This window comes from Paenibacillus eucommiae, assembly GCF_017874215.1.
GTDB lineage: Bacteria > Bacillota > Bacilli > Paenibacillales > NBRC-103111 > Paenibacillus_AI > Paenibacillus_AI eucommiae.
This window is the reverse complement of sequence record NZ_JAGGLB010000041.1, coordinates 53,803-72,515: the sequence shown is the minus strand read 5'-3', so window position 1 is coordinate 72,515 and position 18,713 is coordinate 53,803. Positions and strand designations below refer to the sequence as shown.

16 protein-coding genes are annotated in these 18,713 nt (G+C 47.4%); 12 read left to right on the top strand and 4 right to left on the bottom strand.

Annotated elements, in window-relative coordinates; translation table 11 throughout:
- The first annotated feature begins 565 nt into the window (after positions 1-565).
- The 6 genes from J2Z66_RS36675 to J2Z66_RS36650 all read left to right on the top strand — a co-directional run bounded on the left by J2Z66_RS36675 (position 566) and on the right by J2Z66_RS36650 (position 8,426).
- Positions 566-1,501 carry a carbohydrate ABC transporter permease gene (locus J2Z66_RS36675; protein WP_312894963.1) on the top strand — a complete coding sequence of 312 codons (936 nt, stop codon included), beginning with the start codon at positions 566-568 and terminating at the stop codon, positions 1,499-1,501.
- A 61-nt stretch (positions 1,502-1,562) separates the two neighbouring features.
- Entirely contained in the window at positions 1,563-2,351 is a 789-nt protein-coding gene (locus J2Z66_RS36670) for a carbohydrate ABC transporter permease (protein ID WP_209977996.1), read from the top strand.
- A gap of 103 nt (positions 2,352-2,454) precedes the next feature.
- Positions 2,455-3,795 carry an ABC transporter substrate-binding protein gene (locus J2Z66_RS36665; RefSeq protein WP_209977988.1) on the top strand — a complete coding sequence of 447 codons (1,341 nt, stop codon included), beginning with the start codon at positions 2,455-2,457 and terminating at the stop codon, positions 3,793-3,795.
- A gap of 193 nt (positions 3,796-3,988) precedes the next feature.
- A complete protein-coding gene (locus tag J2Z66_RS43930) occupies positions 3,989-5,815 on the top strand; it encodes a cache domain-containing sensor histidine kinase (RefSeq protein WP_209977987.1) in 1,827 nt (608 codons plus the stop codon).
- A gap of 3 nt (positions 5,816-5,818) precedes the next feature.
- The gene (locus tag J2Z66_RS36655; protein WP_209977986.1) at positions 5,819-7,426 is read left to right on the top strand and encodes a response regulator transcription factor; all 1,608 of its coding nucleotides are present in this window, start codon (positions 5,819-5,821) and stop codon (positions 7,424-7,426) included.
- Between the two features lie 34 nt (positions 7,427-7,460).
- Positions 7,461-8,426 carry a GNAT family N-acetyltransferase gene (locus tag J2Z66_RS36650; protein WP_209977985.1) on the top strand — a complete coding sequence of 322 codons (966 nt, stop codon included), beginning with the start codon at positions 7,461-7,463 and terminating at the stop codon, positions 8,424-8,426.
- Between the two features lie 441 nt (positions 8,427-8,867).
- Here J2Z66_RS36650 and J2Z66_RS36645 read toward each other — a convergent pair whose 3' ends face one another.
- Positions 8,868-10,154 (bottom strand): hypothetical protein, encoded by a 1,287-nt coding sequence (locus tag J2Z66_RS36645; protein WP_209977983.1) that lies wholly within the window; start codon positions 10,152-10,154, stop codon positions 8,868-8,870.
- Positions 10,155-10,307: 153 nt separating this feature from the next.
- Here J2Z66_RS36645 and J2Z66_RS36640 point away from each other — a divergent pair, with 153 nt between their 5' ends.
- The 3 genes from J2Z66_RS36640 (at position 10,308) to J2Z66_RS36630 (ending at position 13,283) form a co-directional block, all read left to right on the top strand.
- The gene (locus tag J2Z66_RS36640) at positions 10,308-11,114 is read left to right on the top strand and encodes an AraC family transcriptional regulator (RefSeq protein WP_209977982.1); all 807 of its coding nucleotides are present in this window, start codon (positions 10,308-10,310) and stop codon (positions 11,112-11,114) included.
- Between the two features lie 123 nt (positions 11,115-11,237).
- The gene (locus J2Z66_RS36635; protein WP_209977981.1) at positions 11,238-12,323 is read left to right on the top strand and encodes a Gfo/Idh/MocA family protein; all 1,086 of its coding nucleotides are present in this window, start codon (positions 11,238-11,240) and stop codon (positions 12,321-12,323) included.
- 30 nt (positions 12,324-12,353) lie between these two features.
- Positions 12,354-13,283, top strand: coding sequence for a sugar phosphate isomerase/epimerase family protein (locus tag J2Z66_RS36630; protein WP_209977979.1), 930 nt, complete (start codon positions 12,354-12,356; stop codon positions 13,281-13,283).
- A 61-nt stretch (positions 13,284-13,344) separates the two neighbouring features.
- On the opposite strand, the gene J2Z66_RS36625 is transcribed toward J2Z66_RS36630, so the two are convergent.
- On the bottom strand, positions 13,345-14,202 hold the full coding sequence (locus tag J2Z66_RS36625) for an AraC family transcriptional regulator (protein ID WP_209977977.1): 858 nt from the start codon (positions 14,200-14,202) through the stop codon (positions 13,345-13,347).
- A 239-nt stretch (positions 14,203-14,441) separates the two neighbouring features.
- Here J2Z66_RS36625 and J2Z66_RS36620 point away from each other — a divergent pair, with 239 nt between their 5' ends.
- From J2Z66_RS36620 to J2Z66_RS36610, 3 genes are all read left to right on the top strand, one after another.
- The gene (locus J2Z66_RS36620) at positions 14,442-15,398 is read left to right on the top strand and encodes a zinc-dependent alcohol dehydrogenase (protein WP_209977974.1); all 957 of its coding nucleotides are present in this window, start codon (positions 14,442-14,444) and stop codon (positions 15,396-15,398) included.
- Between the two features lie 38 nt (positions 15,399-15,436).
- Positions 15,437-16,429, top strand: a complete 993-nt coding sequence (locus tag J2Z66_RS36615; RefSeq protein WP_209977972.1) for a zinc-dependent alcohol dehydrogenase — start codon at positions 15,437-15,439, stop codon at positions 16,427-16,429.
- Between the two features lie 66 nt (positions 16,430-16,495).
- The gene (locus tag J2Z66_RS36610; RefSeq protein ID WP_209977970.1) at positions 16,496-17,203 is read left to right on the top strand and encodes an SGNH/GDSL hydrolase family protein; all 708 of its coding nucleotides are present in this window, start codon (positions 16,496-16,498) and stop codon (positions 17,201-17,203) included.
- A 125-nt stretch (positions 17,204-17,328) separates the two neighbouring features.
- Here J2Z66_RS36610 and J2Z66_RS36605 read toward each other — a convergent pair whose 3' ends face one another.
- Together J2Z66_RS36605 and J2Z66_RS36600 are read right to left on the bottom strand one after the other, a co-directional pair.
- Entirely contained in the window at positions 17,329-17,991 is a 663-nt protein-coding gene (locus J2Z66_RS36605; protein WP_209977968.1) for a DUF1129 domain-containing protein, read from the bottom strand.
- The gene (locus tag J2Z66_RS36600; protein WP_209977967.1) at positions 17,960-18,313 is read right to left on the bottom strand and encodes a PadR family transcriptional regulator; all 354 of its coding nucleotides are present in this window, start codon (positions 18,311-18,313) and stop codon (positions 17,960-17,962) included. The genes J2Z66_RS36605 and J2Z66_RS36600 overlap by 32 nt, the downstream gene beginning before the upstream one ends.
- Between the last annotated feature and the right edge of the window lie 400 nt (positions 18,314-18,713).

Sequence of the window (18,713 nt, the reverse complement as noted above, 5' to 3'; positions counted from 1 at the left end):
AAAAACTTCCTCTTCTTTCCTCTTTGACTTCTGCTTATCGCGGACAATTTTCCTTTTAGCCTACCTAAGTAGTAACTGTTTTTCATCGTTAAAGTAAGGATGTGGAGCGGATCTTATGCTTTTAACGATGAAAAACATCGTTAAAGCAGCAGGTCCTCCTCAGCTGCGCGCGCTCTTCATCCCCAGCGCTTGCGTCCGCTAGGAATCTCCTCTAACCAAGAGAAAATCCCTTGCTGGCTATCCGTTTGAGTTTGGTGTTCGTGCGATTGTAGTTTGAGAGAGGTAAGGGGTGTGGGTGGAAGAGCGTTAGCGTCCGCCTTTAAAGATTTGTTCCAACCTCTACATCCATTCCATTCAAGGGAACAGATCTTTAACAGCGGCTGGAGCCCACATCCCTTCCCTCCGCAACGCTCCCATGTCACGAACACGCTCATCAAAGGAAACCGCAAAGCGTCTATCTCCCGTGATAGTCAAATTTGTTTAAAATGAGTAATAATATTGCCTTATGGTTGTATACTCGTTCCCTTATAATGAAGAATAACAAATAAGGGTGGAGGTGAATGTATTGGAGCTCCCAGTTGCCAATGGACAAATAAAGAAAGATCAACGGAAGAGCCGTAATCGGAGGAAGTGGAAGGAAACCTGGATGGGATACGTATTCACGGGACCCATGCTGCTGGGTGTCCTCGTATTCACCTTGTTCCCTATGATATTTTCGTTTGCATTAAGCTTCACGAAATGGTCTTTTGTGACAGGCTTCAGCAACATTCGTTTTACGGGCTTCGATAATTTTGTTCAATTGTTTCAAGATGCTGTATTTCTGAAATCACTAACGAATAACTTAATTATGCTGCTTGCAGTACCTATTGGAATGGCGATTGCGTTGCTGTTTGCTGTTATTATTACGAAGCATGTTTACGCCGCGGATATGTTCAAGGTCGTATTTTTCATGCCGCAAATTTCCAGTGTTGTCGCAGTAGCTGTCGTGTGGCAGGTACTGTTCCATCCATCGTATGGACCGGTTAACGGGATGCTGTCTGCTCTAGGGATGGACAATCCGCCGAAGTGGCTGGCTGACCCGCATTTTGCCCTGCCTTCGGTCATTATGCTGATGATCTGGATTGATCTCGGGGTATCGTTAATTATTTACATTGCCGGGTTAAAAAATATTCCCCAGGATCTATACGAAGCCGCAGAAATTGATGGGGCAAGCTACTGGAAAAAATTCAGGTATATTACCTTTCCGATGCTGACGCCGACGACCTTTTTTCTTTTGATCACAGGGCTGATTAGTAACTTCAAAGCATTTACGCTTATTAAGGTGCTGACAGATGGAGGCCCTGCCGATTCTACCTCTGTAATTGTATATGATATGTACAACACGGCTTTCGTCAATTTGCAGACGGGATATGCTTCTTCCATGGCCGTAGTTTTGTTTGGCTTAATTATGGTCATCACCTTGCTGCAATGGGTAGGCCAGCGGAAGTGGGTCAATTATTGATGAGAAAGGGTGAGCGGGAGTGCAAAGGCTGAAAGTCGGAAAATTAATAATTACGATCATTATGATCGGCTTAGGTCTCATTTTTTTACTGCCATTTATTTGGATGCTCTCCACTTCGTTCAAGCCTGAGGTGGATGTGTTTAAATATCCGATTGAATGGATTCCGAGAACTTGGAATGCTGTGGACAACTATTTGGGAGTTTGGAACGGCAAGGCCAATTTTGCTTTGTATTACTGGAACTCTATCAAGATATCGGTGCTAACTACGCTGCTTTCGGTTATTGTGTCGAGCATGGCTGCTTATGGGTTTACGAAAATTCATTTCCGCGGCAGAGAGCTGCTTTTCTTTATCGTACTTGCAACGTATATGATACCCGCAGAAGCGACGCAGGTACCGCTTTTTGTACTTTATCGCTGGTTGGGACTTTACGACACGCACACAGGTCTAGTTCTTCTTGGCGGCTTCAGCGTGCTCGGGACATTTTTATTACGGCAGTTTTTCGCCGGTATTTCCAATGATTATATCGAATCGTCGCAAATGGACGGGGCAGGGCATTTTAAAATATTTACAAAAGTCATTATCCCTTTGGTCAGGCCGGCCATTGCGACTTATGCGATTCTTCGTTTCATTTGGACGTGGAATGACTTTCAAACTCCATTCATTTTCTTGAATGACAAAGCTTTGTTTACGCTTCAGCTTGGCATGAATTCCTTTGCCGACCGTAACGGGCAGTTTTATTCACTGATTATGGCCGCTTCTGTATCGGCGATCCTCCCGCTGCTTATTGTGTTTATTATCGGGCAAAAGCAGGTTATTGAAGGCATTACTCTTGGTGGTGTAAAAGGTTGATATAGAAGATATAGTAAAAATATTTCTATATTAGTCAAATATGTTGGATTTAATAGTTAATTCCAAATGTTACGATGTTTACAAACTCCAAGGAGGTCATGAAATGAATAGAAAATGGGTTATGGGTGTGCTTTGTGTCATGTTGATCGTCTTGGCTGCTGCTTGCGGTAAAAGCGCAGATCCTGCTCCGACTGGAACGGCGTCATCTCCAGATTCAGGGACAGAAGTGAAAGAAACGACCATTCGTATGGCGGCTTGGTATCCCGAAGACAAAATTGCTCCAGTGCTGGCAGAATATGAAAAACAGCATAGCGGCATCAAGATTGAGTACGTGGAACTGGTTGATAATGAAGCGTCTGACGAGGCGATGAAGAAGCTGGATATGCTCGTGGCTTCAGGAGATGATCTGGATGTTGCCCTGCTGCCTGGTGTAACCGATTATTCCAAGCGTGCAGGTCTGAATCTGCTGGCGCCGCTGAATGATCTCATCAAGGAAGAAGGCTTGACCCTATCAGATGAATACACGGTGGATACGGCGATTGGCGGAAATTACTACGCGCTGCCGGATACCTTTGAGAATTATTTCGTACTGTTGAACAAGGATATGCTGGATGCGGCTAACCTGCCTGTACCGACAGAATGGACTTGGGATGACTATCTCGAATATTCGAAAAAGCTGACTAGCGGAACAGGCCCTGCGAAGGTATATGGTACTTACTTCCACACTTGGCCGATGTATTGGCAGCTTGGACTGATGAATCAGTCGAAGGAAAATAACTTGGTCAATGATGGCAAGGTCAAAATCGACAGTGCGGAAGTCCGCAAATCGCTGGAAATCCGCTATCAGGCTGAATACACGGATCAAAGTGCAGTGCCTTATGCGGATACGATATCGCAGAAGCTGGCTTACCGTCCGGTTTATTTCACGCAAAAAGCAGCTATGATTGTAAGCGGTAACTGGATGATTACCGATGCTGGTGGAACGAAGGAGTTCCCGGCTACATTTACTACAGCTTTTGCACCTATGCCTTCAAATGTCAAAGGAGAGCCTTCCGGGGTAAGCTTGGCAAATGGCAACTATATGGGTATTCTCGCGAAATCGAAAAAGCAGAAGGAAGCTTACGATTTCATCCGCTGGTATACGACCAAGGGTGAAGAGATGAAGAATGTTTACTCGGCTTGGAAGAAACAGGATGTGGATCAGTTGATTAAAGCTGTAAAAGAAAAAGCGTTAAGTCCTGATAAGATAGATGCCGAATCTTTAAGCTATGTGATCAAAAACAGCAAAACAGCTGCGCTGAATATTCCTCCGACTTACCAAACCGAGCTGGAAGACGCGTATGTGAAGGATGCTGAGAAATATATTTTGAAGCAGCAGGACTTGGAGACAACGATTAAAAACGCGCAGGCTAATTTACAAAAAATAGTTGACGCTAATAAATAATAAGTGAGGGGTCGGATAACCGGCCCCGCTTATATTTGTTCTACCTGCCAGCCATCCCCAGGGACTCATCTGTTGTTCTCGCCTAGTTTTATGCTGCAACATTGGTTAGAATATAATAAGCACCTTCCATCCTTGGAGATATGAAGCTTCCTGGGATGGGTTTTCTATTTGTGCGAGATGGAGGAGGGAGTTTGTGGCGACTCGAAAAAGCTTGCAGCTAAGCCTTAGACAAAAGCTGATTTTCGCCTCTGTCTTATGTTTGATTTTGCCCGCCTTCCTGACTCTGCTTGTAAGCAATTATTTCACTAAGGATATTATCCGCACGCAGATTATCCAAAATGAAAAAAAATCACTGGAGCAGGCCGATTTATATATTTCGAATTTATTCAGCACGTTAACTTATATTTCTAACTACATTCAATTTGATTCCGACATTAACTTAACCTTAAAGGAAGTTTGGCAGCGCAGCAAGCTTGGCCAGACAGATCCCCTGAGCAGTGTGTCAGAGTTTCGGAAAATTACAGAAAAGCTGACGAATATCGCCATCGTTACCCAGAAGCAATACGTGACCATTCTGACCTCAAAAGGGCGGTATTTTACGAATTATTCTCCGCTAGGCTTTGATCCGGCTTCGTTTTTGAATGAGCCTTGGATGGAGCAAGTGAGGAAGCAGCCCGCCTTCGATTTGTACTGGGCTGGAGCGCTGCCCAATTATATTCCTTCAGAACAGGCGGGCAGTCCGTATTTAATAACGATGGCTAAAGCGTTGAAAATATCATCGGAAGCTTCATACGCCTACGTAATCATCAGCATTAGCGAGAAGCAGGTCAGCCAGATTTTCGATCATGATAAAGGCCGCCAGGAAACACTGCTGATTGATCGCGAGGGGCGGGTTGTTGCCAGTAAGGACAATCAGAAAATTGGGAAGCAGTTTGCCTTTTCTGCTGAACTGGAGAAGCTCGATGAGTCGGCGGCAAAGCTGATCAGGTCGGGTCGTGAAGAGTTTTTATTAAGCAGTCATGATCTGGCCTATAATGGGTATCGAATTGTCAGCTTGACCCCATATAAGGAAGCTGTTAATCAAATCAATAGCATCTCCCGCTTAAGCTTTCTGTTTCAAATCGTGCTGATGGTTGTATTTCTATTTGTATTTATTTATATGGTCCGGCAGTTTACGAAGCCAGTTGTGCAGTTAGGCCGCGTGGTCAGCCGTGTTGAAGGCGGGGATCTGGGGGTTCGTTCAGGCATTACCGGACATGATGAGATCGGGCGTCTGGGACAATCCTTCGATCAGATGCTGGAGCGGATTGAACGGATGATCCGGCAGATTACGAATGAACAGACGCAGAAGCGCAAGGCAGAGCTGGCGATGCTGCAGGCGCAGATCAACCCGCACTTTCTGTTCAATATTCTCAATTCGATCCGGCTGCGCATCCTGCTGCGGGGGGATCAGGAGAACGCTGATCTGCTGTCTGCACTATCCGGTCTGCTGCGGATGACGATACAGCGGCATAACGAATACACGCCCCTGCATGAGGAGCTTCATATTGTTCAGAAATATGTGGAGCTGCTGAATTTCCGTCAGGCTGATGAGGTGAAGCTGGATATTCAAGCGACATCGGACAGTATGCCTGTTATTGTGCCGCGTTTTCTGCTCCAGCCGTTGATCGAAAATGCCTATATTCATGGCTTAAGCCAGAATGGTGGTGTGATCGGCATTTTTACGAGGCGAACGGAAGAGCAGGTCAGCATTATTGTGGAGGATGACGGTCAGGGCATGAGCCCGGAGATGCTGGAGCTCCTGCGAATGGAGATGCGCAAGCTGGGTGGTTTAGCGGATGAGAAGGAATCAACGAAGAGACTGTCGAGAATCGGCATTGCCAACATCTATGAGCGCCTCTATCTTTTATATGGGGCTGACTTTCAGCTTCTTATCGACAGCACCCCCCAGCAAGGTACACGCATCGAGCTGATATTTCCGGTGGAGGCACCGGATTCTGTGAGAGGAGGCGAGGTGTAGACGATGTATACAGTCATGCTGGTGGACGATGATTATCCTGTGCTGGAATTTTTGGAGAAAATGATTCCCTGGCAAAAGCTTGGACTGCAGGTTCATTCCACATGCAAAAATGGGCTCGTAGCGCTTAAAGAAGCAGAGCACAGCATGCCGGATATTGTAGTGACGGATATAGGCATGCCCCAGATGGACGGCATTGCTTTAATTACAGAGCTGAAGCGGTTGAATCCGAATATACGAGTCATTATCTTGTCCTGCATGGATGATTTCAGCTACGCCCAGAAAGCGGTTAAGCTAAAGGTCAATGATTATGTGCTGAAAGAAACGATGCAGCAGAACCAAATGATCGAGCTTTTGGAGAGGCTGCGTGATGATCTGCAGCAGGAAGCGGCTGCCAAAGCGCAAAATCAGAAGTGGAAGAGCATGACGGAAGAGAATGATATCGTGCTGAAGCAGAATTTGCTGCACCGCATTGTACATCATCTTTTGGGCGACTTCAGTGACTGGGCAAAGGAAGCACAACGCTTCGGAATTGAATTTGCGGGACAAAGCTATTTACCGTTGCTGTGCTACGTGAACCGTCATCAAGAGGTCAAGGAGCGCTTCATTAATGACAATATTATTATGTTTGGACTGGGAAATGTGGCCAGCGAGATTTTGCTTAAGGCTCCGGGTGCGATCATGCTGCCCTACAGCTCCAAGGAATTCATCCTGCTATTTCCATATAAACGCTCCCTCCGGGAAGATGATCTGGAGTCTATCCAATCAGTGAGTCAGGAAATTCGTATTTCGCTGCAAAAGTATTTGAAGATTTCAGTTTCCTTCTTATATGGTACTGCGTCCTCAGACCCGCAGCTACTGAGTACAAGCATCATTCGCTTATTGAAATCTGCGGACAGCCGTTTTTATTTGAAGGAAGGCGGCATCTATAAGAGTTTGCCTAATGAGACCTTCTCCAAGGATGATTTATTTGCTGACTTTCCGGCAGCCTCGCAGGAGATCCGTGACGCTTTCATGGAAGAAGCGGAGGATAAGCTGAATAAGATTATATACCGCTGGATGGGACTTATTCAGACAGCGCGCTTTCCGCCGCAAATCGTCAAAGAGTGGACGCTGAAGATTCTGTACGACAACCAGGCCAGGCTGCTCGCGATGCAGCACTATCAATCAACTTTCTCTATGGAGGTGCTGCATCATACGATCGGCGGGATTGATAGTATTGATGAGTTGACGGAGAGAGTTATTAAGTTTTTCAAGGAGCGCATTCCGCTCATCCGGCAAATTTATCAGCAATCACGGCGCTCGGAAATCATGCAGGCACAGCAATATGTGGCCAAAAATTTACACAAAAAAATTACGCTGGAGGAAGTTTCCGACAAGCTTCATATCAACTCCAGCTACTTCAGCCGTTTGTTTAAAAAGGAAACAGGCGACAATTTCATTCAATACGTAACCTCAAGCAAGATGGAGCGTGCGAAGGAACTGCTTGAGCAGACGAACAAAAGTGTTGAGGACATTGCCGACCAATTGGGCTACGACAACAAAAGCTATTTTACCAAGCTATTTAAAAATCATACCGGGACAACTCCGGGGGAATTCCGCGGAGGCTCATAAGAAGCGTTCCGGCTGCTGCTGGAGGCGGTCAACAATGAAATTTGTGTCATTATCGGAAGCATATATAGGTCCGCTGCTAGAGCTCTGGAACCGGGAGCTTGGAGAACAGTTTCCTATGAGAGAAAGATTGCTGCGGCAAAATTGCTTTGAAGATGTGAACCTGCTTGAAGCAGGCTCGTGGCTTGCAGTTGATGAATCAGCCGGGAATGAGCTGAGAGGCTTCGTGGTTTCCAAGAAATGGACCGACCGCCGGGAAGGCATTGAATTCCCTGAGGATACAGGCTGGATACAAGCGCTGCTTGTAGACTCCCGCTATCGGGGCCGCGGCATAGGAAGTGACCTGATTGACCTGGCAGAGCAGGCACTTAAGGAACAGGGCGCGAGTAAGATTGAGCTGGGCAATGACCTGCACAGGCGAATGTTTCCGGGCATACCCCTTCCGAATATTGAAGCGGTGCGGTGGTTTGAGCGTAGAGGATATAAAGACTTTGCCACTATTACCGACTTGCTGCGGATCTACGAGGAAGCTGAATCGATGGAGCTGCCAGCTCTGGAAGGTGTGACCATCCGCTTTGTGCATGCAGCCGAACGGGAGCGGATCGAAAGCTTTTTGCACAAGCATTTTCCTGGCAGATGGGACTACCTGACAAGGCAGTATTGGGAGCATGGCGGCACAGGCCGGGAATACATGATTATGGAGCAGGGAGATGAACTGATCGGCTTTTGCCGGGTTAACGATTCACACTCCCCACTGCTTACGCAAAATATATACTGGGCTCCGTTATTTGCGGATGAGCTTGGCGGTCTTGGACCACTGGGCATTGATCCCGCATTCCGCGGCAAAGGCTATGGTGCGGCCATCGTCCAGGCTGGGATTGCCATGCTGAGGCAGCGGGGCATCCGCAGCATCGTCATAGACGCCACGCAGATCGCGGATTTCTATGAAAAGCTCGGCTACCGAATTTGGCGAAAGTACGGAATGTACCGCAAGCTGCTGTGAGCAGAGATGAAGGCTTCTGTAGGCAAAACAAATACCGCGGATTCACGATACGCACATATTCTGCGCCGTAAACCCGCGGTATTTGTTTAGGAACTTAATTATAGCGCATCGTTTTGGAACAATACGAAGGCTAGCAATCTGTTCATTGATGTGTCTGTGAACTGTTTCACTATCCCTTTCTCTCAGATAGAAAACCTTTGCTGGTAGTCCGTTTGAGCTTGGTGTAAGTGTGATTCATGCGATTGTAGCTAAAGAGAGGGAGTGGCTGTGGGAGGAAGAGCGGTAGCGTCCACCTTTAAAGATTTGTTCCTACCTCCATATCGATCCATTCAAGGGAACAAATCTTTAACAGTGGCTGGAGCCCACAGCCATTCCCTCCGCAACGCACCCAAGTCCCGAACACACATCCCTCAAAGGATGCCGGCCAAGCCGTCTTTCTTCCTAATAATCACCAGCAAAATGGCTGTGAGCTTCCTGCTCGCCCTGAGCTTTTAGCTCCATAAATTTCGCGCGTTTTTCCCAGGTAGCATCAGCAACTAATTTGGCTTTTTCCACATCACCCTTATAGAGAAAATCAATGACCCATTTTTTTCCGAATCCGGCGTGGACGACCTCATCTGCCCAATCGAAATCCTGGAAGGTTGTCATCAGCGGATCTTGGGCGATATCGCGGGCAAATTCCCATTCCTCCCGCTTGCCTGGCGGATATTTCATAGCTGCTTGTTCGATAGCGATGGTTAAATGGATGTAAGCCTCGTCCAGCTCGAAAAGGTTTTTGGAAATATCATAGAAGCCGGTCCAATTCGGAGCTTCATAGACATCATAGCCAAGCTTGCGGAGCGCCGCTTCGCCGAACCAGGAATGACGGACCTCGTCCCAGAGATGTCGGGCGGTATCCAGGTAGAAAGCCCAAGGCTTGCCTGCCGATTGGAAAAGCACATATGCAACACCTTCTGCAGGAGACATTTCAAAATAACGCGAATAAAGCATCATTTTGAAGCGTCCGGCACTGCTGTCTTCAAACTCAATATCTTTAAACTTGGTAGTTGAGGTTTTGTAGCGTTCGTCACGCGCACTCTGTTCAGGCGCCGTATAAGGGATTGTTGCGATATGCTCAGCGTCTGCGACGGGCACTTTGGCAGAAATTCCATCCGCCCCACCCGCGGCAGCGAGAAGCTTGTGCAAATATTCGTTCCAGCGCCTAGCTTCATCAAGCTCTTCCTCACTTGCCTTCTCGCTAAGCGAGAGTATAGCTTGTTGCCCCCACTGGACCTGTTCTTCCCGGTCCAGCAGCTGATGCCTGAGCATATGCAGGCTCGGCTGATCCACAAGCGGCTGAGTGGCCTCCATGTATCTCTGAATTGCAGCAATTTGCGCTGGTTTTATAACTTCAAACAGGGCGACGAGCAGCAGCAGCGTGCTGCCAGAATCAAGCACTTTTGCCAGCAGCAGTTCAAGCTCCGGCTCTGGACATTTATCGAAGGCGGCGGAGCTCATCCGCAGCTGTTTGCAGCGGTTTCGCAGCTGCTCGTGATGGGAGGCATCGAACCAGGCTATATTGGCGAGAGCGCCTTTGATTTCATATTCAGGGCATCCGACCATACGGCCTGCCTCAATGCGCATCAGCTGTCTGTCGAAATAAGCAATGTGACGGAGCCGGTTGGCAGACTCTGCTACCGATAGCCCGATTTTATCCCAATTCTTAATATTCATAAATGGCTGCAGCATTACAAAACCTCCTCGGATAGGGTTAACCTGTACAGTTGTTCAGTTGTTCAGTTGTTCGGTTCTTCTTTTCTTATCGTAATTGATTTGCATCGGGAAGTGAATTCACGAAAGTGTGGAATGTTTATACGATTTGACACATAAGGAATGGTGAACATGCACAAGGTTAGGTCGGATCAGCTGGAACAGACTGCTTATTTCGGCAAAGTGTTTTGTGAGAAGGCCTGGAAGTGGAATACGGTGGGGAGGCCTTTTGATGATTGCGATCTTTGGTATGTCTGGAGCGGAGAAGGCGAGCTGGAGCTGAACCGCCAGAAGAGGAGCATATCGAGAGGCTGCTGCTTTTTATTCCGGCCAGGGGATGAGACGAGGGGCGAGCATAATCCCCAAAAGCCGATCACCGTATCGTATATCCATTTTTCGCTGCCTGCAACCGCTGTGGAAGCTTTCGCTTCCTTTTATAGAGTGCGGGATATGCTGACCTTTGAGCTTTATTTGACGCGATATGTACATGCTCGAATGGAGGGGCACAGCGGGGATGAAGAGGAGGCAAGGCTGCTGTTATATTTGCTGCTGCTGCAGCTTGAAAGGGAACGCAAAGCCGAGGCTCAGCATCCTAAGAACAGTGAACAAGAGCAGGATCAGGAGCTTTTCACGAGCATTCACGAAGTCGCCAACTATGTCCGCCAATTTCCGAGCATGCCTCACTCCGTAACCAAGCTGGCTGAAAGGGCGCGGCTTTCCCCGCGTTATTTTTCAAGAAAGTTCAAGGAGATCATGGGGCGGACGGTCGAGTCCTATATGATCGATATGAAAATCGAACGTGCCGAGCACCTGCTGCGCTTTAACGGGATGAATGTCAGTGAGGTTGCGGCAGCTTTGGGCTACGACAATATTCATTATTTCAGCAGACAGTTCAAGCGTTACCGCGGGATGAGTCCTTCCGAGCTGCGTTACCTGTAAGCAATGTGCCTTCTCAATGACTCTAGCAAAAAGTCAAAACCCTGCTGAATCGGTCAATAATTTTTCGGATCGGTTTGGTATAGTTAAAAGCGTATCCATCTAAAGAAAAGAGGTTGGAATCGCATGAGTGATCAAGTGTTGAAGGTTGGAATCATCGGACAGGGACGCAGCGGTCGTGATATACATGGTAATTTGCTCGCTAAAATAAAGCATTATTACAAAATCGCAGCTGTAGCTGATGGGCTAACAGAGCGTAGGGAACGTGCTATCCAGGAATACAACTGCCATGCCTATGCTTCGTGGCAGGAAATGGTTGAGCATGAGGAGCTTGATTTGGTCGTGAATGCATCTCCCAGCGAGCAGCACTTTCAAATTTCATTGGAGCTGCTGAATCGCGGCCTGCATGTGCTTTGCGAGAAGCCGCTGGCCAAAACAGCAGTTGAGGTGGACCGTTTAATTGAAGCCTCCAATCGATCCGGAAAAATATTGGCTGTTTTCCAGAACTCCAGATATTTGCCGGCATTTGTACAAATTCGTAAAGTGATCAAATCGGGAGTGCTCGGCCGTATTGTCCAGGTGGATATCACTCAAAGCGGCTTTGCCCGCAGATGGGATTGGCAAACGCTGCAGAGCAATAACGGCGGGAATTTAATGAATACAGGTCCGCATCCGCTCGACCAGGCGCTGCAGCTGTTCGGAGATGATATCATGCCGCAGATTACCTGTATCATGGATCGGGCGAACACCTTTGGTGATGCCGAGGATTACGTCAAGCTGATTATGAGAGCCCCGGGCCGCCCCACGATTGATGTAGAAATCTCCTCCTGCTCCGCTTTTACCAGAGAACCGTTTATGATTCACGGGACGAATGGCGGGCTGCGTGGAAGTGCACAGCGGCTGGAGTGGACCTATTTCAAGCCGGAAGAAGCGCCTGAGCAGAAGCTTACCCGTGATCCTCTTTTCGATAAAAATGGGATGCCGGGATATTGCAGCGAAGCTTTAACCTGGTATTCAGAGCAATGGGAGCCGTCGATCTCAAATGAGCGAACACCGTTCGAGCAAATGACAGAGCAGGTATATATGATGCTGTACAGGACACTGACCCAAGGCGCATTATTAGAAATTACGCCGCAGCAAGTCCGCCAGCAAATGGCTGTTATGGAGCAATGCCGTCGTCAAAATCCGCATATTTATTTAAATGAGGTATAGAGATGAGATTTAGAGATGGGGGCAGCGAAGATGCAGACAGGAAACGATAGTGTTCAAGGGGCATGGAACCGCTATAAGAACGGATCTAAGGAGGCACCCAAGCTTGACATTCAGCAGTCTTGGTGGGCTATGTATGGGCTGGGAGATGGTACAAGCGAGTGGAGTATGGAAGAAAAGTTTGAGCAAATTGCCAAAGCAGGCTTTACGGGCATTCTTGGCCGCCTGCCTGCTCCCGCTGAAGCGGAGCAATGGCGTAAATTGCTGGACGAATATGGCTTCAGCTTCGGTATCCAGTCCTTTCCAGAAAGCCGTGAGGATCTAGGGCTGCTTATGCGGCAAGCAAAGGACTTTGGTGTTCAGTATGTGAATTCACAGGTTGCTGACTCTTTTCTTATTGGGGCAGCTGCCATTCAATTGCTAAGGGAGCTTAACGAAGAGGCGTGCTCCGCTCAGATTCCTTATTTTATCGAAACACATCGCGGCAAGGTGACCCAGGATTTGCTGCGAACTGTTGACTATATCCAGGCGGTGGGGGATCTGCGGCTTACGATTGATTTTTCGCATTACGTGCTTGCTGGTGAAATGAATGAAGCTGCTGTTAAAGCCGAACCTTTTTTTGAAAAGCTGCTTCAGCGCACCTCTGCCATTCATGCACGTGTATCCAATGGGCAGCAAATTCAAGTAGACATCGGGGCGGCAGGAGAGCATCCCATGGTTCCGTATTTTATGCGCTGGTGGAAGCGGGGCATGGCCTATTGGCTGCAAAGGGCTCAGCCGGGTGAGGTTTTGCCCTTTGTTGTGGAGCTTGGGCCTCCTGCTTACTCGATGATATGTGAGGCGGGCAGCAGGCAGGAACGGGGATTCCGGACGGATCATCGGGAAATATCCGATCGTTGGCAGCAGGCTCTTGTATTCAAGCAGTTGGCTGAGGAGGCTTGGAAAGGGACGCATGTGCGTTGAGGACCGGACCCTTAGCTGGAGCAGAGCGGCATTCATAGGTATTTTTATCAAGCAGGCAAGCTTATGGAATAAGAGCTTCCTGCTCTTTTTTTGTTCTCCAAAGGGAAGGACTGACACCATATCTTTGTTTAAAAAGTCTGCTAAAGTAATGAATGCTTTGAAAACCTACGGCATCGGATATTTCCAGAATCGGCATCTTTGTCGATGAAAGCAGGCTTGAAGCGGTATTTAAACGTAAATCGTGAAGATACTGCAGTGGAGTTCTGCCGGCAATTTTGTGAAAGGAACGAATAAAATACGAAACCTCAAGATGCGCTTGCGCTGCTAAGCGATTAACGGTTAATGGTTCTCTATAGTTGGATTCCATGAAACGCATAATGTTGTGGATCCGCTCCTGACCCTCGGCCTGATCACGGGGAAACCTGGAGCCAGAGGGCATATCTGAGCTTGGCTGCTGGACTTGTAGAAAGCAATTGACCAGCATCAGCAGTTTTTGGGTATCTAATAACAAAATATCTGCAGCAATGGCCTTATAAGGATTATTGGGCTGTAGGCTGCCCAGCAGATTGGCTGCAACCTGGTAAATTGGAGCCAGCTCTGGCTGCTCTGGATTTTTGTCGCATTGCAGCGCGTTCCAACGGCTTATTTGCTCAATTGCGGGAAATTCGGAGGTGTTCTGCATATCTAGCTCAATGTAGCTAAAAAGACAAGTGCCGGAATGCTTGGTCAGCAAATGTGGCGTATTCGGCGGCAGCAGGAAGAGGGCAGGCGATGTAAAGAGATAGTCCCGCCCCATCCATTGAAGAGAAGCACTTCCCTCGAATATATATAAAATTTCATGAAAAGGATGGGTCCCCCCGCCTGTCTCCTCCACCAAATTACGCGTCATATTGACAATAGCATACTCCCGCAAATACATGCCTACTCCCCCTCGTCAATCAGCTGTATACAGTTTATCACAGTCGGCCTGGCATTATAGCTTTCTTTTCAGAAGTGAAAAGTCGATTTTGTGCAAATGGGTATATAAATAACCAGCCATACAACGGAAATTTACCAGAAGGATAAACAGGAAGTCAAATAGAACCTGCAAATACAAGATCTCTTATTTGATGTAAGCTGAATGCGTATCCATTTGAAAGCTAAAGGAGAGTCCACGCTATGAAAATGAAAATGCTGCAAATTACAGCTCCAGGTGAGTTTAACATTATCGAAGCTGATGTGCCCAAAGTAAAAGATCATCAAGTTTTGGTGGAAATTGAAATTGTTGCAACCTGTCCGCGCTGGGACATTAACATGCTGGGTGGAAGGGATATGTTCGATTATTCGAAATCCCCCGAGTACCCGCTTCCTCCAGGCTGGCCGGGGCATGAAGTGGCAGGTGTCGTTCGTGAAGTTGGCAGCGGCGTGCAGGGATTCAAGCCTGGTGACCGTATTGCTGCACTTGAGCATATTATGGGTGACGGAGCTTATGCCCAATTCATCTGTTATCAGGAACATGAGATCATCAAGCTGCCCGATACGATATCCTCGAAGCAGGCGGTTTCTTTTGAATTGTTAAAATGTGTCATGATCGGCCTTTCGCAGTTCGGTGATATACGCGGTAAATCCATGGTCGTCTCCGGGATGGGACCTGCGGGTATGCTTGGTATGCAGGTAGCGAAGATCTGGGGAGCCTCTGAGGTCGTTGGGGTCGATGTAAATGAAGAGCGGATTAAGTATGTCAACGAGCTTGGTATTGGTGTGGCTATGCATACTGATCAGGTGGAGAGCCGCCGGTTCACCCTCGGATACGATTGTGTAGGCGCAGCCCCTTCTGTTCAAAATCTGCTGCGTATCGTCGACAGGCATATCGTTATTTTTGGCGTGCTAAAAGGTACCCTGCAATATGATGAGCATTTATGGTTTCAGGGCATGAAGCTGGAATCTTATAAATACCGCCGCTTTAATGAGCGTGACAGGGAGCTGTTGATTGATGCTGTAGCGAATCAAGGATTGAATACAGAGTGCATCCAGACTCATCATGTCCCATTTACGAACTATCAAGAAGCCGTTGACTTGTTGAAATCACAAACAGCAATCAAAGTACACTTTTATCCTGGCAAGGATTTTTCATAAAAACTTCAGCAAATCAATAAATCGGAGGAGAGATTGCGATGAAAGGAAAAGCGGTCGTTTTCACGGATCGTTTAAAGGTTGCTGTGCAAGAGGTGGACATTCCGGAGCCGCGTCCGGATGAAGTGGTCGTTGATGTGGAGGTTTCCTGGATTAGCAATGGAACGGAGTCGTCTTTTTTGCGCGGGGAGCGAATTGCAGGAGATACGCCGTATGAACCAGGAGCTCCTTGGCCGTTCCCAATTGTGGCTGGTTACCAAAAGGTTGGTGTCATTACACAAATTGGCTCCGAGGTGACGGGCCTTGAGGTCGGCGACCGTGTATTTGTTACGATTAGCCGGATATCCAACATGTTCGAATCGTTTGGAGGCCACATAAGCCCTGCTGTAACGTCCGCCAACCAAGTGTGGAAGCTTCCTGATCAAGGGAATTCTGTTGATTATAGCGGTCTGGTGCTTACACAGGTCGGGTACAACTGCGGCATGCGTCCGGAGGTTCGTGAAGGTGATCGGGCGGTTGTGATTGGTGACGGGATGGTTGGCAATTGGACGGCACAGACGCTGCTGAAGCGTGGAGCTAAGGTAATGGTCCTTGGCCGTCACGATGAGCGGCTGCGTTATTTACCGGAAAAAGCGGAGGGTGTCAATACGAAAGTACGTGCCATTCCGGAAGCGCTTCGTGATTTCGCAGGTTCGGAAGGAATAGCCATCATTGTTGATACAGTCGGTTCACTCGACGTTCTAGAGGAAGCGTTTCCTCTGCTGCGTCACAGCGCTCATTTCGTATCTGCCGGGTTTTATGGCACTGAGGGCAGCATAGACATTCAGAAGCTGCGGTCTAATGAAATGACCCTGCATGCGCCATCTGGCTGGACCAAAGAGCGGATGGACGAGACGCTTGCAGGCATCAAAGAGGGCTGGCTGCAGGCTGGGGCGCTTGTTACTCACCGCTACCCGGTAGATCAGGCGGAGGAAGCCTGGCAGCTGATTACAGAAAAGAAAGAGCCTTATCTTGGGGTAGTTCTCGACTGGTGAAATAACTTGAATAGTCAGAGAGAAGAGCTGATTAACAATTAAACCACTCATGTGGAAGGTGATCCTATGAAGCCATTTGAACGCTTGCTAGAAAGATTGCAGCAGAAAGCAGATAACGTTACGGAACGGGCTGTCACTTATGTAGCTATGGGAGATAGTGTGACACAAGGCTGCATGCAGGCTGGATATGTGGAATATGAGAATGTGTACCATCACGTTTTCAAGCGAGGCGCCCAACAGCGATATCCTGGTACGGTGTTCAATGTGATCAATTCCGGAGTGTCTGGTGATAGTGCTGCTCCGTCTCGTACCCGCTGGGAACGGGATGTATTGATGTACAAGCCTGATCTGGTAACCATCTTCTTCGGCCACAACGATGCGCATGGGGGCAGGGAGGGGCTTGCTCCCTTTATTCAGGCTGTAGGAGATCTGGTTCACCGCATTCGGAGCGAAACAGAAGCAGAAATTTTACTAATGACTCCGTGCATGATGATGAGCCGGGATAATGACCGTATAGCAGAGGTGCACAGGCCTTCAGTGCCACAATTTATCAAGCTCGCAGAGGAAGGGCACCTGCTATCCTATGTAAATGCTATCCGTGAATTTGCCTTGGCAAATGATGTGCCCTGCCTTGACGTATATGCTTTCTGGGAGCAAATGGAGCAGGCAGGAACCGATATTCATAGTCTGTTATCCAACGGAATTAACCATCCGGATCCTGAATTCCATATCAGACTCGGTAAAGCGCTGGAAGAGAAGCTATTTGAGAACTGAAGCTGGAAAACTAAAAGATAGAACAGGCGAAAAACCGGGAATATGTCGGTTTTTTTCGCCTGTTCAAAAAGCTGAATACTTTTTGCGGTGAAGTTTGTTGAGAAGCTATTGGGGGGATTTACTTCTCAAGCATGGCCATCCATTGATTTGGATATTTGCTTAAGCAAGTACACGGCCACAAAGGCTCCAAGCGTGATTCCGCCGCTGATCCAGACATTCATGGTAAGTGTCCAAACCTCCTTAAACCAAACGCTTAGCAGGACAAAGACGGCGATATCCGCAATCCATAGCACAATGGCTGCAATAAACCAGAGTCTTGAGTCGTAGACAGATTTTTTCAAAGCAAACAAGAGGGCGATAATGGCGAAAAATGTAAGCACAAAAGCTGCAAGGTATGGAATAACACTAACCTCGTATTCTGCAAATTGAGGATAAAAAATGCCGATGATATGAAATATAGTGTTCACTACAAACATCCAGCCTAAAGTCAGAAATCCATAGCTGAAATAATCGGCAACTGAAACACGCTTTTTTTCGCCTGGTATATTATCAATTAACTCGTCGCAGTAACTCTTCAGATCGTTTCCGAAAACATCCTCTGCACTTTTGCCATTCTGCTGTGCTTCCAATACATGTTCGAGCATTTCAAGTAATAACGATTCAGTCTCAAATTCAGACAGACGACTTAAGCGAACGTAGACGAGAGCATCCTCGTAAACTTTCAGATTAGGTGCGTCAAGCTGTTTCCGCAGTTCATTATTTCGGCGAACCATTTGTACGGCGTTCATTTTGCTTCCTCCTTAATAGTTCCATAGATTCAACCAATTGATCCCAGCTAGCTTCAAATGCGGCGAGTGCTTCTTGACCTTTTTCTGTCAGGGAATAATATTTGCGGTCTGGACCGGAGGAGGAAGGCTTCATCCGCCCTATTATTAAACCGCCTTTTTGAATTCTTAGCAGAACAGGATATATGCTGCCTTCACGAACCATAGTCAGGCCGGCCTCATGTAATTTCTGACTAAGCTCATACCCATACACCTCATCCTCTGCAATAATGCTCAAAATACAGCCTTCCAGTATTCCTTTTAACAATTGACTCTGACTATCCAAATCATTCACCTCAAATCAAGTCGTATTCTCCAGCTATATGGTTAAACAAGATAGCAAACCACAGCGGTATGATTCAGTATGTGGTTATGCAAGATACCGTTGATATTTTATAGAGTAGCACATGCTATATTGTTTTGCAAGGTAGTGGGGCGATGAAAAAATATTAGTGGGTGAATATAGTTCTGGTTGTAGTGAGGTGCATGTTTATCTAAATCATTTAACTTGGCAAGTTCAGCAAAATGCTTACGGACATCACGGATGCTAATTGTGGCAAAATGACATAATTTGAAATGATTACGGACACAGGAGCTCTTATTGAGCTTCTTTTCTCCTGTTTTAGCCTTATTCAAGGCAAATAAGAGACCTCATGTCCGTAAGATTTAGAAACGGCATCATTTTG